This is a genomic window from Cellulophaga baltica 18, from assembly GCF_000468615.2.
Classification (GTDB): Bacteria; Bacteroidota; Bacteroidia; order Flavobacteriales; family Flavobacteriaceae; genus Cellulophaga; species Cellulophaga baltica.
In genome coordinates this window covers 1,304,564-1,330,155 of sequence record NZ_CP009976.1, presented here as the reverse complement: position 1 = coordinate 1,330,155, position 25,592 = coordinate 1,304,564, and the positions used below count along the sequence as shown (strand labels likewise).

At 31.4% G+C, this 25,592-nt stretch carries 24 protein-coding genes; 22 read left to right on the top strand and 2 right to left on the bottom strand.

Annotated elements, in window-relative coordinates:
* The first annotated feature begins 22 nt into the window (after positions 1-22).
* From M666_RS05595 to purD, 17 genes are all read left to right on the top strand, one after another.
* Entirely contained in the window at positions 23-1,708 is a 1,686-nt protein-coding gene (locus M666_RS05595) for a DUF6909 family protein (protein WP_029447409.1), read from the top strand.
* 6 nt (positions 1,709-1,714) lie between these two features.
* The gene (locus tag M666_RS05590) at positions 1,715-2,767 is read left to right on the top strand and encodes a hypothetical protein (RefSeq protein WP_029447410.1); all 1,053 of its coding nucleotides are present in this window, start codon (positions 1,715-1,717) and stop codon (positions 2,765-2,767) included.
* Positions 2,768-2,773: 6 nt separating this feature from the next.
* Positions 2,774-3,784 (top strand): dTDP-glucose 4,6-dehydratase, encoded by a 1,011-nt coding sequence (gene rfbB / locus M666_RS05585; RefSeq protein WP_029447411.1) that lies wholly within the window; start codon positions 2,774-2,776, stop codon positions 3,782-3,784.
* 4 nt (positions 3,785-3,788) lie between these two features.
* Complete coding sequence (gene rfbA / locus M666_RS05580) at positions 3,789-4,646, top strand: glucose-1-phosphate thymidylyltransferase RfbA (RefSeq protein ID WP_029447412.1); 858 nt, start codon at positions 3,789-3,791, stop codon at positions 4,644-4,646.
* 4 nt (positions 4,647-4,650) lie between these two features.
* A complete protein-coding gene (gene rfbC / locus M666_RS05575; RefSeq protein WP_029447413.1) occupies positions 4,651-5,196 on the top strand; it encodes a dTDP-4-dehydrorhamnose 3,5-epimerase in 546 nt (181 codons plus the stop codon).
* Positions 5,193-5,984: a dTDP-4-dehydrorhamnose reductase gene (gene rfbD, locus M666_RS05570; protein WP_029447414.1), complete on the top strand. Its 792-nt coding sequence runs from the start codon at positions 5,193-5,195 to the stop codon at positions 5,982-5,984. The genes rfbC and rfbD overlap by 4 nt, the downstream gene beginning before the upstream one ends.
* 9 nt (positions 5,985-5,993) lie before the next feature.
* Positions 5,994-7,238 (top strand): oligosaccharide flippase family protein, encoded by a 1,245-nt coding sequence (locus M666_RS05565; RefSeq protein WP_029447415.1) that lies wholly within the window; start codon positions 5,994-5,996, stop codon positions 7,236-7,238.
* A 16-nt stretch (positions 7,239-7,254) separates the two neighbouring features.
* Positions 7,255-8,352 (top strand): polysaccharide pyruvyl transferase family protein, encoded by a 1,098-nt coding sequence (locus M666_RS05560; RefSeq protein WP_158400216.1) that lies wholly within the window; start codon positions 7,255-7,257, stop codon positions 8,350-8,352.
* 586 nt (positions 8,353-8,938) lie between these two features.
* Entirely contained in the window at positions 8,939-9,673 is a 735-nt protein-coding gene (locus M666_RS20345) for a hypothetical protein (RefSeq protein ID WP_151198036.1), read from the top strand.
* Entirely contained in the window at positions 9,670-10,623 is a 954-nt protein-coding gene (locus tag M666_RS05550) for a hypothetical protein (RefSeq protein ID WP_029447418.1), read from the top strand. Before M666_RS20345 ends, M666_RS05550 begins: the two co-directional genes overlap by 4 nt.
* The gene (locus M666_RS05545) at positions 10,620-11,861 is read left to right on the top strand and encodes an O-antigen ligase family protein (RefSeq protein WP_151198035.1); all 1,242 of its coding nucleotides are present in this window, start codon (positions 10,620-10,622) and stop codon (positions 11,859-11,861) included. The genes M666_RS05550 and M666_RS05545 overlap by 4 nt, the downstream gene beginning before the upstream one ends.
* 9 nt (positions 11,862-11,870) lie before the next feature.
* The gene (locus M666_RS05540) at positions 11,871-12,416 is read left to right on the top strand and encodes an acyltransferase (protein ID WP_034660477.1); all 546 of its coding nucleotides are present in this window, start codon (positions 11,871-11,873) and stop codon (positions 12,414-12,416) included.
* Positions 12,417-12,418: 2 nt separating this feature from the next.
* Positions 12,419-13,486: a glycosyltransferase family 4 protein gene (locus M666_RS05535; protein WP_029447421.1), complete on the top strand. Its 1,068-nt coding sequence runs from the start codon at positions 12,419-12,421 to the stop codon at positions 13,484-13,486.
* The gene (locus M666_RS05530) at positions 13,487-14,260 is read left to right on the top strand and encodes a glycosyltransferase family 2 protein (protein WP_029447422.1); all 774 of its coding nucleotides are present in this window, start codon (positions 13,487-13,489) and stop codon (positions 14,258-14,260) included.
* A gap of 128 nt (positions 14,261-14,388) precedes the next feature.
* Positions 14,389-15,435 (top strand): MraY family glycosyltransferase, encoded by a 1,047-nt coding sequence (locus M666_RS05525; RefSeq protein WP_226989954.1) that lies wholly within the window; start codon positions 14,389-14,391, stop codon positions 15,433-15,435.
* Positions 15,432-16,412 carry a UDP-glucuronic acid decarboxylase family protein gene (locus tag M666_RS05520; RefSeq protein ID WP_029447424.1) on the top strand — a complete coding sequence of 327 codons (981 nt, stop codon included), beginning with the start codon at positions 15,432-15,434 and terminating at the stop codon, positions 16,410-16,412. Before M666_RS05525 ends, M666_RS05520 begins: the two co-directional genes overlap by 4 nt.
* A gap of 75 nt (positions 16,413-16,487) precedes the next feature.
* A complete protein-coding gene (gene purD / locus M666_RS05515; RefSeq protein WP_029447425.1) occupies positions 16,488-17,759 on the top strand; it encodes a phosphoribosylamine--glycine ligase in 1,272 nt (423 codons plus the stop codon).
* Positions 17,760-17,811: 52 nt separating this feature from the next.
* On the opposite strand, the gene M666_RS05510 is transcribed toward purD, so the two are convergent.
* Entirely contained in the window at positions 17,812-18,033 is a 222-nt protein-coding gene (locus tag M666_RS05510; RefSeq protein ID WP_024482268.1) for a DUF6341 family protein, read from the bottom strand.
* Between the two features lie 39 nt (positions 18,034-18,072).
* On the opposite strand from M666_RS05510, the gene M666_RS05505 reads away from it, so the two are divergent.
* The 3 genes from M666_RS05505 to M666_RS05495 are packed head-to-tail and all read left to right on the top strand — an operon-like array spanning position 18,073 to position 20,693.
* Positions 18,073-19,005: a DUF6427 family protein gene (locus M666_RS05505; protein ID WP_034657385.1), complete on the top strand. Its 933-nt coding sequence runs from the start codon at positions 18,073-18,075 to the stop codon at positions 19,003-19,005.
* A gap of 33 nt (positions 19,006-19,038) precedes the next feature.
* Positions 19,039-19,641 (top strand): DUF4254 domain-containing protein, encoded by a 603-nt coding sequence (locus M666_RS05500; protein ID WP_029447426.1) that lies wholly within the window; start codon positions 19,039-19,041, stop codon positions 19,639-19,641.
* A gap of 14 nt (positions 19,642-19,655) precedes the next feature.
* Positions 19,656-20,693 carry a glycosyltransferase family 9 protein gene (locus M666_RS05495; RefSeq protein ID WP_029447427.1) on the top strand — a complete coding sequence of 346 codons (1,038 nt, stop codon included), beginning with the start codon at positions 19,656-19,658 and terminating at the stop codon, positions 20,691-20,693.
* Here the strand turns inward: M666_RS05495 and M666_RS05490 are convergent.
* Positions 20,690-21,304, bottom strand: a complete 615-nt coding sequence (locus M666_RS05490; protein ID WP_029447428.1) for a TetR/AcrR family transcriptional regulator — start codon at positions 21,302-21,304, stop codon at positions 20,690-20,692. The two genes, M666_RS05495 and M666_RS05490, sit on opposite strands and share 4 nt — an antisense overlap.
* A gap of 271 nt (positions 21,305-21,575) precedes the next feature.
* On the opposite strand from M666_RS05490, the gene M666_RS05485 reads away from it, so the two are divergent.
* On the top strand, positions 21,576-22,274 hold the full coding sequence (locus M666_RS05485; protein WP_029447429.1) for a TIGR04282 family arsenosugar biosynthesis glycosyltransferase: 699 nt from the start codon (positions 21,576-21,578) through the stop codon (positions 22,272-22,274).
* 99 nt (positions 22,275-22,373) lie between these two features.
* Complete coding sequence (locus M666_RS05480) at positions 22,374-25,592, top strand: SusC/RagA family TonB-linked outer membrane protein (RefSeq protein ID WP_029447430.1); 3,219 nt, start codon at positions 22,374-22,376, stop codon at positions 25,590-25,592.

Genomic DNA, 25,592 nt, shown 5'->3' with positions numbered 1-25,592 from the left:
TTTTACAAGAATTTTTTAATACATGAGCAAGACAACAAATACCACTAGAGCGCAAGAATCTACCAATGCTATTGAGCGTTTGTACATTACAATGCGTCATTTATTCAATCGTGGTTTTTATAAACCTATGGGTGTTTCAGGAGAAACCCTACGTAATGCATTACTTCAATTAAGGCCAGAAATTTATGGAACCATTGCGGAGGAAAAAGCAGAACTAAGCGGGTTAATATATGTTTTAGAACGATTACCAGAAGGAATAGAGCAGTGTAGATTTATAAACCTTACTTCTGATGAAGGGTACGGGAAGTCTCATTTTGAAGCTATAGTTCCGCCAAAGAGAAGACGTAATTGTTACCGTATTGATGACGAACAAATGAATATTGAAATTACCAGAGGTAGATCTGATATTTATGATATTCTTACCCATTTAACCTTCTTATTTATAGAATCTTATAAGATTGCAACCCGAGTAATTATTGAAGATACCGGTACTACCATTCGCGATTGGGGGAAATTAGAAAATGCAATTAGCAAATCTAAGCTCACACAAGCAGAACGTGAAATTGCAATCATACATACCGCTAATATACTAGGCCGCTCTTTTGCAGAAATCATAGAAGTCTATGAGAAATTTGCTACTAAAAAGAATCCAGATCGTTTTCTGAAAATTATTTATTGGCTAGGAAAATTAGCTATTGAAGAAGAGTTAACTGGTGACAAACGTGCTATAACCTTTACGCCTCTATTAAGAGAGCGACTAGGACACCATATTCATGGAGAACGTTGGTCTGATGCAATAAAAGAAACCTTAAACACCGCTGGTTTATTAGATAGGCCCATTCATATTATTAGTGCCAACATGCACAGTGTAATGAATTCATTATTCGCTAGAAAAGCGCTGAAGAAGGAATTTCCGAATAATGATTCGTTAGAGATTTATGAAAAACTGAGTTCTTCAGAAAACTCAGCACTTAGAGATAAAGTGACTGCTGTAGCTAAGAAAAATGGTATGATTGCCATTGATGATATGTCCGGAACTAATATTGACGTTCAAATATTTGACACGGCTAAGTTTACTGATGATGTTTGTAGTTACACATTTAGCAAAGATATTCCCGGCGAGAAAAAACCTATTATCTTCGTAATGGACTATGCTTTTGGAGAACAAGCGTATGAAACTATTGATGAGCTATTAAAGCCGTATAAGGTTAAAAAGAATCAGCCCGTTTTCATAGATGTACATTCCATTTCAATTATGGGTAAAGCAGGAATTCTAGAAGGCGGAAAAGGAGATTTAATGATCCCGACAGCGCATGTATTTGAAGGAACAGCAGATAATTACCCTTTTAAAAATGAGTTAACTGCCGACGATTTCAAGGGCAATGGATTGAAGGTTTTAGAGGGCGCTATGATTACCGTTTTAGGAACTTCGTTACAGAATAAAGATATCTTGAAATTTTTTCACGCCTCTACGTGGAATGTTATTGGTTTAGAAATGGAAGGTGTCCATTATCAAAAAGCAATACAATCTGCTTCAAAAGTGCGTAAAAGTATTCGGGAAGATGTTAAAGTACGTTATGCATATTACGCTTCAGACAACCCTCTTGAAACAGGCAGCACTTTAGCTTCTGGCGGATTGGGTACTACAGGAGTAAAACCAACCTATTTAATTACAGATAAAATTTTAGAACAAATATTTAAGTCATAAGTAAACATGAACAACCAAACACCACAACAGCCTTCTTCCAATTCTGATGAAGTAGATTTAGGGCAACTATTCCAATTAATTGGAAATGGTTTTAGAAAGCTATTTCGGTTTATTGGAAATATCTTTAAGGGAATTTTTGGAGCCATTATTGTTTTTCTGCAATTCATACAAAAACACCTCATCAAATTTGCAATTGCCGCTATTGTTGGCCTAGCCATCGGTATATATCTTGACATAAATAAAGAGCCCCAGTATCTCTCAACTATGGTTGTGGAACCTAACTTTAATAGTGTTCAGCAACTCTACAATAATATTAATTTTTATGATGAGTTGGCTAAATCTGAGGATTCCATTGCCTTGGCGGAAGCCTTAGACATTACACTGAAAGAAGCTGGTTCTATAAAAAAATTCACAGTAGAATCTTATTCTGATGAAAATCAGAAGGTTCAATTATTTGATAAATTTGTAAAAAGTCTAGATACCACCACACAGAAAGCGATAGATATGGAAGCCTATCTGAAAAATTTCAATTCATTGGATGCTAGATTTCACACCATTGCATTGATTGCTACAAACAATGGAATTGGAAAAAAAATCCAAACCTCAATAATTAACTCCATCTCGAGAAATGATTATTTTAATTTACAGAAAGATATTAGTGATATAAATATTAAACTGCAAGATAGCATTTACAGCAAACAAATTACTGAAATAGACTCGCTTCAACTATTGTACAAAAGAGTTATGCTCAAAGAAGCAGATAAACCTATGCAAGGCACAAACATAAGTCTTGGAGAAGGCGGAAATAAAGATAACAAAGAACTTTCATTAATTAATAAAATGGAAGAACTAAAAGAAAGTCTTGTACTACTTAATGAGGAAAAAGCAAATAAATCGAGTATTTTAAATGTAATATCTGCCTTCCCTAGAAAAGGAGTAGAAGTTAAAGGAATATGGAACAGCTACAAATTTTTAGTGCCCACCCTATTCTTAGGTTTACTACTAATTATTTTAGCCCTTTTATCACTAAACACATATTTAAAAGAATACAATAAATAATAATTTATGAATATTCTTATTACGGGAGGTGCTGGTTTTATAGGAAGTAATTTTATTCCTTACTACTTAGAAAAAAATCCAAACGATACTGTAATAAATCTAGATTTACTTACGTACGCTGGAAATTTAGAAAATCTAAGTGAAATTAATAATGAAGCTAGATACAAATTTATACAAGGCTCTATTTGTGATGGAAAATTAGTAGAATCTATTTTTGAAGAATTCGATATCCAAAGCGTGATTAATTTTGCGGCTGAATCTCATGTTGACAATTCCATTTCAAGCCCTTATAGTTTTATCAAAACTAACATAGAAGGCACATTCGTTTTATTAGAAGCAGCAAAGAAATACTGGTTAAATTCATCCAATAATCGTGATATAGAATATAAAAATTCGAGATTCCATCATATTTCTACGGATGAAGTATATGGCTCTTTAGAGAATGATGGCTATTTCACAGAAGACTCTCCGTACGCTCCAAACAGTCCTTATAGCGCCTCTAAGGCTTCTTCTGACTTCTTAGTTAGAAGTTATTACCACACATACGGATTACCTGTTATAACCACGAATTGCTCCAATAACTATGGCCCAAAGCAACACGATGAAAAACTAATCCCTACCATAATAAGGAAAGCAATTAAAAATGAGGCTATACCTATCTATGGAAAAGGAGACAACATTAGAGATTGGCTATACGTATTAGACCATTGTAGTGGAATTGAACGAGCATTTAAGAATGGGAATTTGGGAGAGACTTACGTTATTGGTGGAAATAATGAATATTCAAATATAGACATAGCTAAAAAAATATGCAGTTTATTAGACGAAGTTCAGCCGAAAAAGATTGGATCTTATAAAGATCAAATTTCATTTGTTATGGATCGCTTAGGTCATGACTTTAGATATGCTATAGATGCCAAAAAAATAAAACGCGAATTAGGATGGACGCCTCAATTTAACATAGATGAAGGTTTAAGAACCACGATATCCTGGTACCTTAATAAGTATAACAAGTAACTTTATGAAAGGGATAATTCTAGCTGGTGGCTCTGGAACACGCTTACATCCATTAACCATTACAGTAAGCAAACAGCTTATGCCTGTTTACAACAAGCCAATGATATATTATCCGTTGGCAACTCTGATGTCCGCAGGAATAAGGGAAATACTTATTATAACCACTCCACAGGATGAAAATCTTTTCAAAAAACTTTTAAAAGATGGTACTCAATTAGGATGTAAATTCTCTTACGCTGTTCAAGAAAAACCTAATGGACTAGCAGAAGCTTTTATAATTGGAGAAGAGTTTATTAAAAATGATAGCGTTGCTTTAATATTAGGGGACAACATTTTCTACGGTTCTGGTTTTGCTAAATTATTACAGTCCAATACCACACCTAACGGCGGTATTATTTATGCCTATCATGTTAATGACCCAGAAAGATACGGAGTAGTAGATTTTGATAATTCGGGAAAAGCAATTTCCATTGAAGAAAAACCCCAAGATCCTAAATCAAATTATGCCATTCCAGGTATCTATTTCTATGATAATGAGGTTATAGAAATCGCAAAAAATATTAGACCAAGCAAACGAGGCGAATTAGAGATTACCGATATCAACAAAGTGTACCTTGAAAAAGGACTTTTAAAGGTTAGTGTATTAGATTCTGGAACAGCTTGGCTAGATACTGGCACATTCTCCTCCCTAATGCAAGCTTCGCAGTTTGTTGAAGTGATTGAGGAACGCCAAGGGTTAAAAGTTGGAGCCATCGAAGAAGTGGCTTTTAAAATGGGTTATATCACAAGAGAAGAACTTCATATCTTAGCTAAGCCATTATTAAAAAGTGGGTACGGAGAATATTTATTAAAACAGAAGTAAAAATTTGAAGATAACTGAAACTAATATTAAAGGATGCTTTATCATCCAACCTCGAATTTATGAGGATAACCGTGGATTATTTTTTGAATTATTTAAGAAGAAAGAACTTGAAAACGCAGTTGGAAAAGCTTTAAATTTTGTTCAAGACAATCAATCTACTTCAAAAAAAGGAACCCTCAGAGGATTACATTTTCAAAAGGGCGAATTTGCGCAATCAAAACTTGTGAATGTTCCCTATGGGGAGGTTTTAGATGTAGTTGTTGATATTCGTACAGAAAGCGCCACATACGGTAAATATTTTAAAATAAAATTATCATCAAAAAACCATACTAGTTTATATGTGCCAAGAGGTTTAGCTCATGGTTTTTTATCTTTACAGGAAAACACTGTATTCAACTATAAATGCGATAATTATTACCATAACGAATCAGAGGGAGGAATTTTATATAACGATTTAGAATTAGGAATTGACTGGGAGCATGACAATGAAAATTTAATTATTTCAGAAAAAGATCGTGGCCTCCCAAGCTTTAAAAATTTGTTGTTATGATTAACATTTTGGTTACTGGAGCATCTGGACAACTAGGCAAGACATTGAACGACGTTAAGCTTGAATACCCAAAATTAGATTTTGTATTTCTGGATTCAAAGCAATTAGATATTACTGATAACCTAAGTATTGAAAAAGCTTTTACACTAGCTAATTTTGACTTTTGTATTAATTGCGCAGCATACACTAATGTAGAACAATCGGAGAAGACTCCTGAGAATGCATTTAAAGTAAATGCAGAAGGTGTCAAGAATTTAGCCCTGGCATGTAAAGAAAATAATACTACTCTCATTCATATTTCAACAGATTATGTATTTGATGGCAAAAAATCAGAGCCTTATACTATAGAAGATACTCCAAACCCTATCAATGAATATGGAAAATCTAAGCTAGCTGGAGAAAAATATATTCAGGAAATATTAGATAGATATTACATTATAAGAACATCATGGCTGTATAGTAAAATTCATGGTAAAAATTTCTATAAAACGATTCTAGAAAAAGCAAAAAAAGGAGACCTTATAATAGTAACAGATAGGCAGATTGGATGCCCCACTGATACTATTAATTTGTCTAAATTTATATTAGGACTAATAATTAATCATTCGAGTAAATTTGGAATGTTCCACTACACTGACAATAAACCTTTGACCTGGTATGGTTTTGCTCTTAAAATTTTAGGATCAAATAAACTAGATGAGAGCACAACACTTGTGAAGACTAATAAATATCGTAGTTTTGCTAAAAGGCCAAAAAACTCGTGTCTTACCACAACATTGATCGAGTAAAAAAAATAAATGAAAAAGAAAAATATTCTAAATCAGAATTTTAATATATTCAAAAATTTTGGATACTTATCATTTATACAAATTTTTAATCTAATTTTTCCCCTAATTCTATATCCTTATATAATAAGAATAATTGGTGCTGAAAATTATGGAGAAATTTTATATGTTCAAAGTATTGCCATATACCTATCTTTGGTCGTAAATTTTGGCTTTAATATTTATGGTACAAATGAAATATCAAAAGGAGATACATCAGAAGATATCTCAAAAATTATAAGTAACATTTTCACTTGTCAAATTATTTTCTACTGTATAACATTACTAATACTAATTTTAATTGGTTGTATTTCTCAAATGAAAATAATGTTTTTCTTTTTAGCTAGTTATTTATGCCTAAATGAAATTATGATTCCAGTATGGTACTTCCAAGGTAAGGAAAATATGAAGTATATCGCAATATGCTCTTTCATATCTAAATTAACTGCTTTAATTTTTATTTTCATACTTGTAAATGATGGCACGGATAACCTATATATTTTACTTAGCTACGCAATTGGATCTATAGTATGTGGGATATTTGCTTTGTTTAAAATATTCAAAATTGACAAAAATAAAATACACATCCCAAAATATGAAGATATCAAAAAAGTTCTGATAGATAGCTTCCCTTTATTTGTATCACATTCCTTAGGAGGATTAACACTTAAGAGCAACGCGTTATTTATAGGAGCTTTGATAGGCAAAAAAGAATTAGCTTATTATGATTTAGCAGAAAAATTAGTTAATCTGTTATCTATATTCTTTCAGAATTTCTCGAATGCCATTTTTCCTAATGTAGCAAAAACAAAAAATCAAAAATTAACTAGAACAGCACTGAAAATAGCTTTAATTTCTTCTGTTTTTATAATTATAATAACAAATATAATATCAGAAGATCTTATAACAATAATAGGAGGTATAGATATGTTACCATCAATTGAAATCTTATATCTAATAAGCTTCACCTTAATATTTAGAGCGGTTGGCCCTATAATAAGCACCTCCATAATGGTCGTTAATAACCTAGGAAACAAACTAGGCACAAGCTTTGTATTCGGTTCTATTGTATATTTTTCTGGTATATTAATATTATATTTATGCAATGAATTTACCGTACCTTACTTAATTTACAATTTAACAATATCATTAGCTTTTGTAGTCATTTTTAGAATTTATTATTGCATTAAAAATGGATTGTCAAAATGGATTATTTAGGATAAAATTTTTGAAAATGCAAAAAAAAAAAATTACTCTAGTTGGATACTATGGATATGATAACTTAGGAGATGACATTATGTTAGATTGTATCTTAAAGGAGATTGCTAATCAAATACCAAACATTAAGGTTGAAATTATTTGTAAGAATTCAGAAAACCTAAGTTCAATACTTAGCAAATACGAATATGTAAATCATATTGAATTTAAATCAAAAAATAAATTTCAAAATTTCAAAATCTATATAAAATCCATTAGAAACTCTGACATTACTATTTGGGGTGGAGGGACCTGTTTTTCTGATGAGGATGGTATTGGAAATTTCAAATATTTTATATTTAATATATTATTAAACAAACCATTTGCATACTTGGGCATCGGGATTGGAAATTTAAATAAAGTTCGTTCAAAAATTAAAACGAAAATACTTTTCAAAACAATGTTATTTGCTACAATTAGAGATAACACCTCTTATAAATTTGCGAAAAGAAAGTATATTCAAAAAAACATATTTCTAACAAGTGATCTTTCTTATTTATTCAAAATCTCAAATAAAAGAATTGAAAAACCATATATTCTCATAAGTTTTAGAGATTTGCGTAATTTTTATTCCAGTTCAGAAATCGAAAAGCGGCATACAAACATATTAAACTTTGTTAGTGAAATTGCAATAAAAGAAAACTTGCAAGTTCTATTTCTACCGATAGATTCCGTAAAAGATAGCGCTATAAATGAGAGAAATTCTATTTACTTTAGTAATAATTATTCAATAAAATCAGAATATATTTTAGACAATAAACTTAATTCAAAAATAAATTATATCCAGAATGCCAAATATAATTTTTCAGAAAGATTACATAGTTTAGTCATATCTAAGTTTTGTCATTTAAATTGTGTCGGTTTAAGTTACAGTCCAAAGATTGATAGATTTTTTGAGGAAATCGATTCAAAATCATATATACCTTATGATAAAGAAATGAATCAAAAAGAAATTGAAAAAGCTTTTTCTTATGTTACTGAAATAAGTAACCTAGAAGAAATTGAAAAAAAAACAAAAACAGCAAAGCAGAATATCTCATATCTAAAAAAGTTCATATATGCTGAAGAAACCTAGTTATTTAGAATGGGGGTTTTTTTTTCTACATTTAATTTGCTTGTTATTCGGTTTTGGACTAGCAAGTTATGTAATAATATTTTGCACGTCTATATATTGCTTATTTGCCATACTAAAAAGAAGCTATTTCTCACTATATCTATTATTGATTTTCGGAAGTTATCACTCAATGTTCAACAACATTTATACAAGTGACATTTTCGGAATTAATATCATTTATATATTAATAGTTACTTACTTTTTTACAACTTTAATATATTTTAAATTTAACATCAAAACTATTTTAATAAGTACACCTTTTATTTTTATGTATTTATTAAATTTAATATTTGGATTTTATTATAAATATTCCGTAAACTGGTATTTAAATGAATTATTTTCGTTTACTTGTTTATCAATATTTATAATTAACATCTTTAACCTCTCCTACGAAAAATTTCAAAAGATAATAAACATATTAGCTAATTATGTTCTATATTTCTACCCTTTATTTACATTTTTTTCAATAATTTCCGCGAACGAGGAAAATTTATACTTTGATGAATTTGAGAAATTTTATTATGTATCTATAATACCAATAATGTTTATGAAGTTTAAGAATAAAAAAATTCTTATCCCATTTCATATATTAGTCTTTATACTCAAGTCTCAATTTACATACACCAGCAGTTTAAATATAATTTTACTAGTTATCTCTGCACTAACACTTTTCTTTTTAAGTAATTTTAATATTGCAAGAAAATTTATATTCATTCTTCTAATAAGTTTATTATCTATTTTAGTCTACAACTACAGTAGTCCACTCACAAAATTTAAAGTATTTCAAGCTCAAGAAGCCATTGCTAAGATCATCGAAGGAGATGTGACTATGGTTCCAAAATCACCAAGAGTAAGAGTATTAGAATTCATGATATCATTTAATAATTTAAAAGAAGAAAACATAATTGTGGTATTAGTTGGCAAAGGTTTCGGAAGTTATATAGACGACAACAGAACTCAGTACTTTAAAAAGTTTAAAACACCATTAAATGATGATGATTATTCCAAAGAAGAGGTAGATAGTTTAAAATTTAAAAAAGGGCATGGCGGTATTCCATATATACCAATAAAAATGGGGATTTTTGGAATGATCCTATTTGTCTCAATTTTTACAACTGGATTAACTCTAATTAAAAATAAAGAATTTTCTTGGTTAGCCATAGGAGCTCCATTCTACATAGTAACAACATTTTCATTTGGTCTGAAAAATTTTATTTTTGTTGGCATACTAGTAGGAATTATCTTAGCTTTAAGATTTAGAAATAAACAATTAATCTCGTGAAACAAAAAATAACTATAGTTGATTTATTGGCCGAAAAAGGACATATTCTATTTGTTAAAAGGTTAATTGAAATTCTTCAAGAAGACTACGATGTTCGAATTATTAGCTCTAATTCTTACTGCAAGAAACTAAAAGCAAATAATTTCATAGGGATAAGCGATAAGCTGTTTCTAAAAACCAACAAATATTCTTATGTATTGCGGCAGTTAAAAATTATTAAAATGGCGACTAAAAACATTGAGACAAATTCAATTATTTTAGTTACTAGTTTTGAAAATATATCATTCAGTATTGGTTGGAATATCAAATCATTCGCTTTTATTCATAACAATCTTGATAAAAAAGGAATTAGTCTCTTTTTCTTTAAAAAAATAAAGAAGAAAATAAAATTCTGTGTTTTTGAAAAATATATTTCTGATTATTTACAAAAGCAATGTCAGCAGTCTAGAATAAAGGTAATACCGCATACTATAAATTTTAAAAAAATTGATATTAGTAAGAACTCTGAAGAAAATTCATCTTACGTCTTTGCCGTTAATGTTGATACTACAACCGAAGAGTTTCGTGAATTTTCAGAATATTTTGCAAAACAGTCTATTAAAATATTTGTAAAAAGTAAGAAAAAATTTATTGACAATAAATTTTTAACTATAAAAACATATTATGAGAATTATGAAGAAATGATATCAAATTCATTATTTGTCGTTTTAGACATTAATTATAATTACAGAGTAAGTGGTGTTTTTTACGAGTGCATGTATCTTAACAAAAAAATATTTTTTATTAATTCAAATGGAATGTTCTCTACTGTAATGAAAAATAAATATTCTGAAAATTGTTTAAAAAATTATCGTAATGTCGGGACAAATAAAGCTAATAATAAAAAATTTCTAGACCTACACAACGATAAAAAATTATTGTCAATTTTCAAAAATGAAATTAAATTGTGAAAAAAAATATAATTATAATTGTTCTGATTTTACAATTAATCTTATGTATTCTACCTATTTTACCACATGGGATAATATCTGTTTGCTTAATTGCTTATAGTATAGGGGTTATAATATTATATTTGAAATCTCCAGAGGTTAATGTTTCAAAAAAAGATATCAAATATCTTTTTTCTCAAATTAGTTTTTATATTTTATTTTGTTTCTCAATTTTTTACTCTGAAAACATTACTACGTCCTTTAGAATAATTCAACATTCAATTTTACTATTAATTTTTCCCTTTCTCAGTGTTTTTGGACATTCAATCTCTAAAAAAAGGATATTTCTTTTAGGAATTTCTTTTGTGGTCTCCTCTTTGGTGCTTGCAATATACATTTGCGTTTATTTAATGTTAAATTATAATATCAGTTATATACTTTCAGGATCATTAGTTTATCATGTAATTAAAGCAAATAAATTAATATTTGAAATTCACCCCATTTATACCTCGGTGTTCTTTCTAATCGCCATATTATTAATACTAAATTATTTAATCATCGTTAGATTTGCTCTAAAAAAAAGTTTAATCGCAATTTTACCCATCACAATTTTCAGTTTAACCATTTTACTTTTAGCATCAAAAACAATAGTTTTTCTTGCGCTTATGACTTTAATAACTCTTTTTTTTTTAGATAAAAGGATATCCAAAATTCATAGAATTAGTTTAATAAGTTCACTAACATTGCTAATAATACTTGCTTCATTATCATTTAAAACTTTGAACAATAGAATTTCAGATTTTACTGAATACCTTACTACCAATAATAGAGTGGAAAAAAATCTAGAAAATTCTACAAATATCAGAGCAAACTTGTTTGTCTGTTCGAAAGATTTAATATATAACGAATTTTTGCTAGGGTATGGAATAGGGGATGTTCAGGCGGAGCTTGATAAATGCTTAGATTATTATGAAATTAAATCAAAAATAGTAAGTGCACACAATTTTTATTTGCGATTAGCTTTGAGTGCTGGAGTCCTATGTTCAATTCTGTTTATTTATTCCTTATTTTTCAACCTCAAAATCGCAATAATACAAAAGAGTATAATTTCAATTATAATACTATCAATTTTTATTTGTTTATGTTTGTTTGAAGACTATTTATTAAGAGCTTATGGTGTAACTCTTTACTCCGTATTTGTACATTTTTTATATTTGTATGATAAAAATTGTAATAATTTCTTTCTTAGCGAAGAATAAATATTAAAAATGCTTAAAAAGTTTCTAAAATTTCCATTTTACTTCTTCATAAAATATGTTCCTAATCATATTATAAATAAGATTCCATCTTATTCAATAAGAAATTTTTATTATCGCTATATATATAAAATAAAAATTGGCAAGGGAAGCAGTATTCATCTTGGCGTTTTTTTAAATAGAAATGATATAATAATTGGAAACAACACAACTATTAATAGAAATTGTTATTTGGACGGCAGAGATAAGTTGACAATTGGAAATAACGTCTCTATTTCTCCAGACGTGCAAATCATAACTGCAACACATGACCATAATAGTGAAACATTTAAATATATTACCCTGCCAGTAGAAATAAAAGATTTTGTTTGGATAGGCACAAGAGCCATCATTTTACCCGGAATAATTTTAGGAAGGGGTGCTATAGTTGCAACCGGAGCTGTTGTAACTAAAAACGTTCCAGATAATACTATTGTTGGAGGTGTTCCAGCTAAAATTATAGGTAAAAGAAATTCGAATTTAAATTACACTTGCAATTGGAAACCTCCCTTTTATTAAATATGAAAAAAATTTTGATAGTTGATTTCAATGGAACAGCTCCTATTTATACTCATTACTTCTCCCAAGGATTATCTAAATCAAATTGGGACGTAAAAATATTAGGCTATAAAAACAGTGAACACTTAAATTTTTCTAGCACACTTACACCATATATAGGAACTCAAATTTTTGGCAAGTCTATAAATTATCTAATCAATTGGATTTATTTATTGAAAATCTGTAAAAAATATGATATCATAAATATCCAATGGTTTCAAATGTTAAACAAAACTGGATTAGAATTATATTTAATTAGAATCTTAAAGTTTTTAAATCCAAAAATTTACTATACAGTTCACAATATTTACCCTCACAATTGTATAAATAAAAAATTGGTAAAGAGATATAATAGATTATACCAAATTATTGACAATTTTTTGATTCATACTCAAAAAAGTAAAAAACAAATTCAAGATATTGTCAACACAAAAAAAAAATATGTGAATATAAATCATGGTTATTTTTATAATGAATTTAGTGAAGATAAAAAAGAATTTTCACAGATTAAATTGTTAATGATCGGGTATATTTCAAAATATAAAGGAATTACAGATGCTATAAAGGTTGTTTCAATTTTAAAAAAAGATAATTATAATGTAATACTTTCCATCAAAGGACTCTGCAATAATGATAATGAATATCTAAATGAAATACACGAATTAATCACTGAATTAGATTTAGAAGAAAATGTACTAATTGAAAATAAATTTATTACCACCACTGAACTTGTACAAGCATATCAATCCGCAACATTTAGCATAATGCCCTATAAAAAAATTGAACAAAGTGGAGTTCTCTTTACTTCATTAGGGCTAGGAACCCCTGTAGTGGCGTATGATATAGGGGGGTTATCAGATATTATTATTAGTGGGCTCAATGGTTATCTAGCAAGACAAAATGACATTGATGATTTAAGTAAAGGAATAATTAAGTGTTTAAATAATTACGAAATGATTAAAACAAATTTAAGTAAAGGTTCTAAAAATAATCTTTGGGTTTTAAATGGCTCAATACTAAACGATATATAAATGAGCCCTATTGTTTCAATAATTACACCTGTCTATAATTCCGAAGAACATTTAAGACAATGCTTAGAATCTGTAATGTCTCAAAAATATGTTAATTGGGAACATATACTTGTTGATGATTGTTCTACAGATCAAAGCGCTGAGATAATTGAGCAATATTCTAGACGTGATTTCAGAATAAAATATATAAAGCTTGACTCTAATAGCGGTGCAGGTGTTGCAAGAAATACTGCAATGAAAAATGCCACTGGTCGTTTTATAGCTTTTTTAGATTCAGATGATTATTGGGATGAAAATAAGTTGTCAAAACAAATTACCTACATGTTAGATAATAAATACGCTTTTACATATACAGATTACTTTATTGTAGAAAAAAACAATCCTAATCCCAAATATATTATACAATCACCAAAAAAAATTGACTATAATAAAATGCTCAATAATGACTATATTGGATGTTTGACGGCAATTTACGACAAAGAATTATTAGGCTTAAATTTAATGCCAGACATAAGAAAAAGACAAGATTGGGTTTTATGGCTTAGACTACTTCAAAAATGCGATTACGCACATGCAATTAATGAACCGTTAGCAAATTATAGAATTGGCAATTCATCATTGAGTAATAATAAATTTAAACTTCTTAAGCACAATTTTAATGTTTACCATAAAGAATTAAAAATGTCTTTCTTGAAATCAGTTTTTATGATGATCAATTTTTTAATTCATTATTTCTATTTTAAATTAACATCAAAGAAAGTTCTACAGAATTAGAGTACATTAGCACAAATATTTAAATTTTGCATTTTCTAGAATCAGCCATAATATTATTTATAGGAGCCTTCCTTTTGACTTATTTGACGATACCAAAGATTATCAAAGTTGTTGAATACAAAAGGTTAATGGATCACCCTAATCATAGGAGTTCTCATAAAGGCCGAACTCCAACCCTAGGTGGTGTTGCATTTTTCTACACCCTAATTTTTGCTTTATTTTTCATAAAAAATTGGAATGATTATGACGAAGGTATGTTCATAATCCCCGGTCTTACGATTCTCTTTATTGTTGGATTAAAAGATGATTTAGTTGTTTTAGGACCTCTTTCGAAATTAATAGCTCAAGGGCTTGCCGTCTCTTTTGTATTAGCTAACGAAGGTTTTGTCATACACTCCTTAAATGGTTTTTTAAATATAAATGAAATCCCTTATTTTCTTTATTTAGCTATTGGAGGCTTTATGATGATTACCATTATTAATTCCTACAATCTTATTGATGGTATTGATGGTTTGGCTTCAATTGTAGGAATTGTTATTCTAGTGATATATACTACCATTTTCTATTTATCTGGAGAGCACTACTACGCCCTAATAGCATTAACCCTGAATGCGAGCTTAATGGCCTTTTTTGGGTATAATATATCCGGAGACAGGAAAATTTTCATGGGGGATACAGGCTCTCTTATCGTTGGTTTTATCATAAGTGTTTTAACCTTAAAATTTCTTTCTCTTACTCCTCAGGATTATACCGAGTTACCATTTCTCTTAGAAAACGCTCCACTAATTGCGATTTCTATATTAATAGTACCCCTTTTTGATACGGCTAGAGTATTTGCAATACGTCTAGCGAATAAAAGAGGGCCCTTTTCTCCAGACAGAAATCATACGCACCATGTATTAATTGATTATTGGGGCTTAAGTCATAAGCAAGCCAGTTTTCTAATTGGTTGTTTCAATTTAATTTTTGTAATGCTTTTTATTGTTTTAGGGAGTACTGCTAAAAATATAGGCATGGTGATTATGTTAGTTAGCGTAGTAGTAATTTTAGGCTATGTATTTTTCAGGTATAACTACAACTTTTCCACTTTAAAGCAAAAGATAAAGATTAAGCAAAAAGTTAACAACATTAAGACTAAAATGGAGAGCCCAAAAAAGAAGAAAAAAAACCCATGAAAAGAGTACTAATTACAGGAGCAGCAGGGTTTTTAGGATCTCATTTATGTGATCGCTTTATAAAAGACGGTTATTATGTCATTGGCATGGATAATCTAATTACTGGTGATTTAAAAAACATAGAACACCTTTTCCATCTAAAACAATTTGAATTTCATCATCATGATGTGTGCAATTTTGTACATGTTAGCGGTGAATTAGATTTTATATTACATTTCGCATCGCCCGCTAGTCCAATAGATTATTTAAAGATTCCTATTCAGACACTTAAAGTAAGTTCTGTAGGAACATTAAATTTATTAGGTTTAGCAAAACAAAAAAATGCAAGAATCTTAGTGGCATCTACCTCTGAAATATATGGCGACCCACTAGTACACCCTCAGAACGAGGAGTACTATGGTAATGTAAGCTCTATAGGTCCACGTGGCGTGTATGACGAAGCAAAACGCTTTATGGAGTCGCTTACTATGGCTTACCACAGATACCATGGCTTAGACACGCGTATTGTTCGTATTTTTAATACTTACGGCCCTAGAATGCGATTAAATGACGGACGTGTAGTTCCTGCCTTTATGGGGCAAGCACTCCGCGGTGAAGATATCACCGTATTCGGAGATGGATCTCAGACACGTTCTTTCTGCTATATAGATGATCAAGTCGAAGGTATTTATCGTTTACTAATGAGTGATTGTTCAGATCCTGTGAATATTGGCAATCCACATGAAACCACCATTTTAGAATTTGCACAAGAAATTATTAAACTTACTGGTACTCAGCAAAAAATTATTTTTAAGCCTTTACCACAAGATGATCCTTTGCAACGCCAACCTGATATCACTAAAGCCAAAGAAATCTTGGATTGGGAACCTAAAGTTCATAGAACAGAAGGCCTTAAAATAGTTTTTGATTATTTTAAATCTTTATCACCTGACGAACTTCAGAAAAAAGAACATAGAGATTTCTCTAGTAAAGCTTAGGGAATATATTTATCCTATAAAATTACTGGTATTATTCGTCTTCAATAGGTATTTTTGCCCAAACCTTCTAGTAGTATGAACATTCTTATTCTTGGAGCAGGTGGCCGTGAACACACCCTTGCTTGGAAACTAAAACAAAGTCCAAAATTATCTAATCTTTTTGTTGCACCTGGTAATGCAGGTACTGCAGCCATTGCTACAAACCTCAACATTGGCGTCAATGATTTTGAAGCTATCAAAACGGCTGTTCTTACCAAAAAGATAGAAATGGTTATTGTAGGTCCTGAAGATCCATTAGTGAATGGTGTTCATGATTTCTTTTTAAATGATAATGATTTAAAAAATATTCCTGTTATAGGCCCACAAAAGGCTGCTGCAACTTTAGAAGGAAGTAAAGATTTTGCAAAAGAATTTATGATGCGTCATAACATTCCTACTGCAGCATATGAGAGCTTTACCGCTGAGAGTCTTGAAAAAGGCTATACTTTTTTAGAAAGTTTAAATCCTCCTTATGTTTTAAAAGCAGATGGTCTAGCCGCCGGAAAAGGTGTTGTAATTTTGAACAACTTACAAGACGCTAAAGAGGAACTTAAATCTATGCTAGTGGATGCTAAATTTGGTACTGCCAGTACCACTGTGGTTATAGAAGAGTTCTTAGACGGTATAGAATTAAGTGTTTTTGTATTAACTGATGGCGAAAATTACAAAGTATTACCTACTGCAAAAGACTATAAACGCATAGGAGAAGGAGACACTGGACTCAATACGGGCGGTATGGGTGCTATTTCGCCTGTTCCTTTCGCTGGTGAGGTATTTATGGACAAGATACATGAGCAAGTAGTCATCCCTACCGTAGAAGGCCTTAAAAAGGATAATTTGCCTTACAAAGGATTTATCTTTATTGGATTGATTAAAGTTAATGATAATCCTAAGGTTATTGAATACAATGTTCGTTTAGGAGATCCGGAGACCGAAGTTGTTATTCCAAGGTTAAAAAATGATTTAGTAGAAGTTTTACAGGCAGTTGCTAATCAAACTTTGAACGAAATAGATTTACAGGTTGATGAGCGTACTGCCACAACTGTAATGGCTGTTTCAGGCGGATACCCTGAAGCCTACGAAAAAGGAAAGGAGATAACTGGATTTGAAATGATTAAAGATGCTACCGTTTTTCATGCAGGCACCACTTTAGTAGATGGAAAAGTACTAACTTCTGGAGGCCGCGTATTAGCGGTTACCGCTTTTGGATCGGACTTTAAAGAAGCTTTAAAATTATCGTATCAAAATATAGAAAAATTGAACTTTGAAAAGATGAACTATAGAAAAGATCTAGGTTTTGATCTGTAGTTTCTAAAGTTTAAACATAAAAAAAGCCCTTTGAAAGGGCTTTTTTTAGTTCTTACAAGTAAGAATGACCTGTAACGTCTTTACGTTCTTCACCAGAATCGTTATATTTTTTCAATTGTAACATCCAATATACAAAGGCTACAGCGCCAATAACCATGAAAATCCAATTCAATGTACTAGCACCCCACCAGCTATGCATAAAACGCAATGCATCAAGAGGTATAAATAATACATTTACAAATAAATCTTCAATCGCTCTAAAAAATGATTCCATCTTAATTATATTTACCATGCAAAAATATAAAAACCCAAGATGATTTCAAGCATTTTTGGAAAAACAAAACCAATAAATTACATCTTAATACTTTCTTTTCTGTTTGTATTCTACTGGTTTACTGTTTTCATCCTTTATTCTATTCCTTATAATTCTAACACTATTCTACTGCAAATAGTAGCTTTAGGGGTCTTACTGTTTGATATATTCATTATAAATTTTATCGTAAAACGCAATAAAATAACGGCAGATCACTCCTACACTATTCTTTTTTTTACCTTATTAATTTTAATATTTCCAGAGACATTACTGGATAACTACAGTATTATATGCTCGTTTTTTCTTTTAATTGCCTTAAGGAGGCTATTAAGTATAAAATCGCTTAAGGCTATAAAAATAAAAATATTTGATGCCTCCATGTGGGTAGCTATTGCCAGTTTATTTTATGATTGGGCCATTTTATTCTTAATCCTCGTCTATATCACCATTTACTTATACAACCCTAAAAACATAAGAAACTGGATCGTACCCTTCATTGGTGTAGCTACCGTGTTTTTAATAGCATCGGCAGTCTTTATCTTAATAGACCAACCCGAATATATTCTTAATCATTATAAATTTACGGTCAGCACCACTTCTGAATACCTATTAGAATGGCGGCATAGTTTACGGTTATTAACCTACATTTTTGCCATACTTTTCTTAATTATATTAATGTTTATTAAATTAAGCAGCTCTGGTCAAGGGAGAATTAATACCATGCGACTTATCAATATATTTTTCTTAATAGGGATTACCATTACTCTGCTTAATTCTAATCATGAGATATCTCCTATATTAATGACCTTCTTTCCAGCTACGGTTTTTATGTCTAATTATATTGAAACGATAAAAAAGCCCAATATTAAAGAGATTGCATTAATTGCGAGTATAATTATACCTTTTATCATCTTGTTGATACGGTTTATTTAAGTCAAATAGTATCTTTGCAAGAAAGCGTAATTTATGTTTAGCGAATTTGCATTCAAAATCTTCGAGGAAAGTATAGCCAAATATCATGTAAAGGATGATGTGTATCAATCTTTTGAAAATCCGTATCCAAAGGATGATATTGCCCACCTTCTTTATCGAAAAAATTGGATTGATGCCGTACAATGGCATTATGAAGATATAATTCGCGATCCCAATATAGATCCAGATGCGGCCTTAATTTTAAAACGTAAAATTGATGCTAGCAACCAAGATAGAACAGATCTTGTGGAATATATTGATAGTTATTTTTTAAATAAATACCAATCGGTTTCTATAAAAGATGGTGCTACAATTAATACCGAAAGTCCGGCTTGGGCTATAGATCGTCTGTCAATTTTAGCTTTGAAAGTTTATCATATGAAAGAAGAAGCCAATAGAGCTGGTGCTTCTGCAGCATATTTACAAAAATGTGGAGATAAACTAACTATCCTTTTAGAACAGCAAAAAGATTTGTCTACCGCTATTGATCAATTGTTAACTGATATTGAAAATGGTGAAAAATACATGAAAGTCTATAAACAGATGAAAATGTATAATGATGATGAGATGAATCCTATTCTTCGCGGCAAGAAATAAATTAGGCACCCCTTATGACACCTACCAAACATATTTTGGTCATACGATTATCTGCTATGGGAGATGTTGCTATGACGGTACCTGTATTACTAGCAGTACAAGAGCAGTATCCGGAACTAAAAATAAGTATTCTTACCAGAGCTTTTTTTAAACCAATGTTTTCTCAACTATCCAATGTTTCTGTTATTGAAGCAGATGTAAAAGGAAAACATAAGGGAATGATTGGCTTGTACCGTTTGCACAAAGAATTAAAAACACTAGAAATAGATGCTATTGCAGATCTACATAATGTTTTAAGAAGCAATATTCTAAGGCAGTATTTTAAGACTAGTAAAATCCCATTCATACAAATTGATAAAGGCAGAGCAGAAAAGAAGGCCTTAGTAGCCAAAACAAATAAAAAATTCGCACCCTTACCCTCTACGCATCAACGCTATGCTACCGTTTTTGAGAAACTAGGATATCCCTTAAATTTAGAAGAATCAAAACTCCTAAAAAAAGAATCTCTTAAAGAAAATACGCAAAAAGTAGTAGGTATAGGAACTAAAACGTGGATTGGAATAGCGCCATTTGCTGCTTTTACAGGTAAAATGTACCCTATTGCTTCTATGGAAAAAGTTGTTTCAGAATTGAATAAGACCAATAGGTATAAAATATTACTTTTTGGCGGAGGCGCTAAAGAAAAAGAAGTACTTTCTAAGTGGGAACATAATTACGATAATGCTGTTAATATCGCTGGCAAGATCGATTTGAGTCAAGAACTTGCTGTTATATCTCAGTTAGATATTATGATAGCTATGGATAGCGGTAATGCACATTTAGCTGCAATGTACGGCATACCAACCCTAACCTTATGGGGCGTGACGCATCCTTATGCAGGTTTCTATCCTTTTAGACAAAACGAAAATAATGCCTTGTTATCAGATAAAGAAAAATATCCATTAATACCTACTTCAATTTACGGTAACAAAGTACCAAGCGGGTATGATAAGGTTATGGAAACCATCACTCCTGAAATGGTATTAAATAAAATAGAAGAAATTTTACACTAAGCTGTTTGCTTATTTGCCATCGCTCTAAAGAAAAATTTCACTTGTTGCATATACCGGTATCTTAATGCTGTTGCACTTCCTTCTACCATCATGGTTCTTATTCCTATATAAGAAGAGATAATATAGCTAGCTGCACCTTCACAATCTACATGACGATCTACAAAACCATTGAACTTACCTCTTTGTAGGGCTGATACTAGATTAACTTCCCAAATTTTTAAAGTATCATTTAAATACTTCATAATTTCAGGATTCTTACCATTGAATTCTGTAATGAAATTACTCAATACAAAACCATAATCATTCTCATTATGTTCTGCCATTTGTAAGGATTCATCCAAACAAGAAGAAATTAAATCTAATGGGTTGTCATGACCCTCTATAGGCTCAATCAACATACTGTAGATTTTCCTAACAACCAATTGCTGCAAGATGCTGATAAAAAAATCTTCTTTTGATTTAAAGTGATAATAGAATGCACCCTTAGAAAGGCTAAGTTCTTTTAATATTTCATCGACACTTGTGTTGTAATATCCTTTTCTATAAAACAACTCAAGCCCTGTAACTTGCATTTTGTGCATGGTAGCCATGCGTTTTAAACTCTTTTCCATAAGATTTGGGTTTTTGGGTAAACAGACTGTAGGGTCTAATACAAAGATATTAAGTAGCTTTAATAATTATAAATATGAGAGATAAGTGGATAGAAAATTACGGTATAACACCAAAACCTGTCGATAAATGAACAATTTTGTAAATTTACCAAACCCATTAGTCGGTTTTATCGTAATTACACCGATGTATAGTTTTAAAAGTTAGGTACATTTACAATAAAAAAACCATCATAAATTAAGTTTCTAAGTATTTCATCGACCAACCCGAAGAATGACACCAAATAACAACAAAACAGTCTTATTCGTTTTTTCTCTTTCTGCTACCATTGAAGCAGAGAGAAAACCGTTGTTTGGTGCTCATAAAAAGAACACTTCTAAGGAATTTTTTAAGCTTTTAAATAAAAAAACGCGCCAGGTAGCTCAAAATAGTGGCGTTGATGTTCTTTGGATAGATGAAACACAGCAACAAGGAGATTCTTTTAATGAACGGTATGCTAATGCCTATCAGTCCTTATTTGATCAAGGATATGAAAACGTTATTTCTATAGGTAACGATACTCCTAATCTTACTACGCAGCATATTACAAATGCCATAAAAAGGCTTTCGCAGCAGCAACTTGTTTTTGGCCCCTCTAAAGATGGTGGTGTATATCTTTTAGGCTATTCTAAAAATACTTTTGATAAAGCAGCCTTTAAAAAATTCTCTTGGCTCACAAGCAAGGTTTCTAATGAAATAAAGGATTTCGCGATTCAAAACAATGTTTCTTTTTCGGTTTTAGAGACCTTGGAAGATATTGATTCAAAAAAAAATGCACTAGAATTTGCATATACTCATCTTAATTCTAGTATAAGTACCTACATATTGTTTCATTTAGCTACGGTTAAAACGAAATACGATAACAATACCAAAGCCTTAAGAACAAATATATTACTTCATAATTTTTTATTAAGAGGACCTCCTTCCCTATAGTTTTTCAGATTCATAAAAATCAACATAAAAAATCTGTCTAGCATCATGCTAGATTGGCGGCCTTATGTAACTATCTCATCCAACTTATATAAAACTATTATGAAAATAGCACTTATAGCTGTATTTCAGTTATTTGCCATAAGCGTATTTGCACAAACAAATACGTATCAATCTATTGTGGTTGATACTGATAATCTACCCGTACCTTTTGTTACGGTTCATCAGGTAGCAACAAATAATTACACTACTACTTCAGATGACGGAACCTTCCGTTTAGAAACTACTACAGATACTTTTGTTATCCACATTTCATCCATAGGATACAAAAGTCAAACCATTAACATTACTAGTGGTAATTTTCCTCAAAAAATACTATTAGAAACAGATACCGAACAATTAAATGAAATTGTAGTAACTGCTTTAGGTATAGAAAGAGAAAAACAATCTTTAGTCTCAGCAGTAACAACTGTTGCTCCAGAAAAATTAACAGATGTTACCTTAACCAACGTGGTAAATAGTCTTGCGGGTCAAGTTGCCGGGGTACAAATAACCAATGGCTCATCGGGGGTAGGATCTTCTTCCAGAATAGTAATTCGTGGAGAAAACTCTTTAAGCGGTAGCAACCAACCTCTATTTGTGGTAGATGGTGTTCCTATCAGTAATGAGCAAATTACGAGTAACCTAGTAAATAATGGGGCCTTGCAGGAAGTAGATTTTGGCAATGGAGGCTCTGAAATTAGTCCTGATGATATTGCGTCTATCTCTATATTAAAAGGAGCTGGATCTGCCGCCTTGTACGGAGCTAGAGCTGCAAACGGAGTTGTAGTTATTACCACTAAAAGGGGAAAAAACAAAAAAGGCTTTGGTGTTACAACGAGTAGTTCATTAACCGTTGAAACCTTATTAACCTTGCCAGATTATCAAAATGTATATGGTGGTGGTTCCAATGGTGCGTATTCTTTTCAGAATGGCGCCGGAGCTGGTGTTAATGATGGTGGCTTGAGTAGTTATGGTCCAAAATTAAATGAAGGGCTATTAATCAATCAATTTGATAGTCCCTCTACAGATATTAACGGCAATCCAGTGCGTGCCGGTGATGTACTTGCAAGAACTTTTGCAGATGGCTCCTACACACCTATCACGGCCACACCATGGGTGTCTAATCCTGATAACGTGCGTAACTTTTTTGAAACCGGAATAACCAAACAAAATAACATCGCAGTAAATTCTTCTGGGGAAAATGGCAGTAGCCGTTTATCTTACAGTAATCTTAGAAATGAAGGGATTATTCCAAACACAGATTTAGATAGAGATGGTATTTCACTCAGCGTACATCAAATTTTAAGTGATAAACTTAATGTTAATGCTTTTGTAAACTACATAAATACCAGAAGTGGTAATCGCCCAAACTTAGGTTATGGATATGAAAATCCGCTATATGGTTTTAATTGGACCGGCAGGCAAGCAAATGTAGCGTCCTTAAAAGACTATTGGCAAGCCGGCCAAACCAATGTTCAGCATTTTGATATTAATTACAATTGGTTGACTAATCCGTATTTAACCGTTTTTGAAAATACCAATAGCTTTAATAAAAACCGTTTTTTAGGAAACGCTTCCGCCATTTATAACATAACGAATAAGCTTGATGTCACGGTACGTGCAGGTATAGACACCTATAATGACAAAAGAGAGTTTAGGCGTGCCGTAAGTACCAATGCAAACCCTGATGGTTCATTTAGAGAAGACAATGTTTATTTTAGAGAATTGAATACGGACATCTTACTATCGTATAAAGACATCATCAATGATGATTGGAAGTATACCGTTGCTGCCGGTGCCAACCGTTTTGATCAAGACATTAAATACAGTTTTACAGAAGCATCACAATTAGCCATTCCAGATATCTATACCTTAGCTAATTCTAAATCTGCTTTAGTTGCAGAGAGCAACTTATTTACCAAAAGGATAAATAGTGTCTATGGAACAGGAAACCTATCCTACAAAAATTCCTTGTATATTGATTTTACCTATCGTAATGATTGGAGTAGCACATTACCAGAAAATAGCAACTCTTTTGGTTATTACTCTGCAGGGTTCAGTTATGTCGTTAGTAATATGCTTACCATGCCAGAGGCAATCAGTTTCTTAAACTTAAGATTTAGTGCAGCTAGTGTTGGTAATGATACAGACCCCTACCAAAACAAACAGAACTTTCTACTAAATCAAAATTATGGTGCAGATTTTAGAGTAACCAATGAAAATGTACTGAAAAACGCCAACCTAAAACCGGAAAGATTAAATGCGTTTGAAACAGGTTTAGAAGCTTGGTTTTTAGATGGAAGGCTACAAATAGATCTTGCGGGATACCAGAATACGAGTGTAGATCAAATTATATCTAGACCCATATCACAAGCCAGTGGTTTTGGAAATTTTAATGTAAATGGCGGCAAAGTCCGCACTAGGGGTTTTGAAGCCTTAGTAAGCGGAACTATTATAAAGAATGCCGATTTTCAATGGCAGAGTTCTGCCAATTTCTCTACTTCTAAAAGTATAGTCACAGAACTTCCTGAAGGCGTAGACCAATTTGTGACTGGAACAGCAAACATCTTCTCTGGAGGTGGTGGTTCTAACACCGTATTTTATATTGCTCGTGAAAATGGCCGCGTTGGTGATATGTACGGAACAGGTTTTGTAGAGGTTGATGGCCAAGTGGTTCACGATTCGAACGGGTTCCCTATTCAGGATCCCAACCTTCGACTATTAGGAAATTACAATGCCGATTTTCAAATTGGATTCAACAATAAATTCTCTTTTAAAAATTTAGATTTCACCTTTTTGTTTGATTGGAGGCAAGGCGGTACCATAGTTTCTAGAACAAAAGCCTTAGGTAGCACTTCTGGTGTTTTAAGAGAAACACTTGAAGGCCGGGAAACCGGTATTGTTGGTGCTGGTGTGGTTAACGTAGGTACTGCAGATACGCCACAATATGTAGCAAATACTACGGTAGTTTCCGCTCAAGATTACAACAACACTTTCTTTGATCGTGGTAATGAAGCCAGTGCTTTGTATGATGCTTCATATGTAAAATTAAGACAGGTAAGCATCTACTACAATTTTCCTGATCAATTGGTTAGCGCTATTGGTTTTAATAACATAAAGCTAGGATTAGTAGGAAGCAATTTATTGTTATTTACTGAAAACCCTCATTTTGATCCTGAATTAAATGCACTACAAGAACAAAGTATTACCTACGGGGTAGAAGATTTTTCATATCCGTCTACAAGAAGCTTTGGTATTAGTCTAAAAACTGAATTTTAA

Excerpts from the sequence above, each read along its gene's own strand:
- M666_RS05590 (WP_029447410.1), top strand. The coding sequence starts at position 1,715 with ATGAACAACCAAACACCACAACAGCCTTCTTCCAATTCTGATGAAGTA.
- M666_RS05510 (WP_024482268.1), bottom strand. The coding sequence starts at position 18,033 with ATGGAATCATTTTTTAGAGCGATTGAAGATTTATTTGTAAATGTATTA.
- M666_RS05490 (WP_029447428.1), bottom strand. The coding sequence starts at position 21,304 with ATGGAAAAGAGTTTAAAACGCATGGCTACCATGCACAAAATGCAAGTT.
- M666_RS05535 (WP_029447421.1), top strand. The coding sequence starts at position 12,419 with ATGAAAAAAATTTTGATAGTTGATTTCAATGGAACAGCTCCTATTTAT.
- M666_RS05560 (WP_158400216.1), top strand. The coding sequence starts at position 7,255 with ATGCAAAAAAAAAAAATTACTCTAGTTGGATACTATGGATATGATAAC.
- M666_RS05595 (WP_029447409.1), top strand. The coding sequence starts at position 23 with ATGAGCAAGACAACAAATACCACTAGAGCGCAAGAATCTACCAATGCT.
- rfbB (WP_029447411.1), top strand. The coding sequence starts at position 2,774 with ATGAATATTCTTATTACGGGAGGTGCTGGTTTTATAGGAAGTAATTTT.
- rfbD (WP_029447414.1), top strand. The coding sequence starts at position 5,193 with ATGATTAACATTTTGGTTACTGGAGCATCTGGACAACTAGGCAAGACA.
- rfbA (WP_029447412.1), top strand. The coding sequence starts at position 3,789 with ATGAAAGGGATAATTCTAGCTGGTGGCTCTGGAACACGCTTACATCCA.
- M666_RS05495 (WP_029447427.1), top strand. The coding sequence starts at position 19,656 with ATGACACCTACCAAACATATTTTGGTCATACGATTATCTGCTATGGGA.
- M666_RS20345 (WP_151198036.1), top strand. The coding sequence starts at position 8,939 with ATGAAGTTTAAGAATAAAAAAATTCTTATCCCATTTCATATATTAGTC.
- M666_RS05480 (WP_029447430.1), top strand. The coding sequence starts at position 22,374 with ATGAAAATAGCACTTATAGCTGTATTTCAGTTATTTGCCATAAGCGTA.
- M666_RS05540 (WP_034660477.1), top strand. The coding sequence starts at position 11,871 with ATGCTTAAAAAGTTTCTAAAATTTCCATTTTACTTCTTCATAAAATAT.
- M666_RS05525 (WP_226989954.1), top strand. The coding sequence starts at position 14,389 with ATGGATCACCCTAATCATAGGAGTTCTCATAAAGGCCGAACTCCAACC.
- M666_RS05530 (WP_029447422.1), top strand. The coding sequence starts at position 13,487 with ATGAGCCCTATTGTTTCAATAATTACACCTGTCTATAATTCCGAAGAA.
- M666_RS05565 (WP_029447415.1), top strand. The coding sequence starts at position 5,994 with ATGAAAAAGAAAAATATTCTAAATCAGAATTTTAATATATTCAAAAAT.
- purD (WP_029447425.1), top strand. The coding sequence starts at position 16,488 with ATGAACATTCTTATTCTTGGAGCAGGTGGCCGTGAACACACCCTTGCT.
- M666_RS05520 (WP_029447424.1), top strand. The coding sequence starts at position 15,432 with ATGAAAAGAGTACTAATTACAGGAGCAGCAGGGTTTTTAGGATCTCAT.
- M666_RS05505 (WP_034657385.1), top strand. The coding sequence starts at position 18,073 with ATGATTTCAAGCATTTTTGGAAAAACAAAACCAATAAATTACATCTTA.
- M666_RS05485 (WP_029447429.1), top strand. The coding sequence starts at position 21,576 with ATGACACCAAATAACAACAAAACAGTCTTATTCGTTTTTTCTCTTTCT.
- M666_RS05500 (WP_029447426.1), top strand. The coding sequence starts at position 19,039 with ATGTTTAGCGAATTTGCATTCAAAATCTTCGAGGAAAGTATAGCCAAA.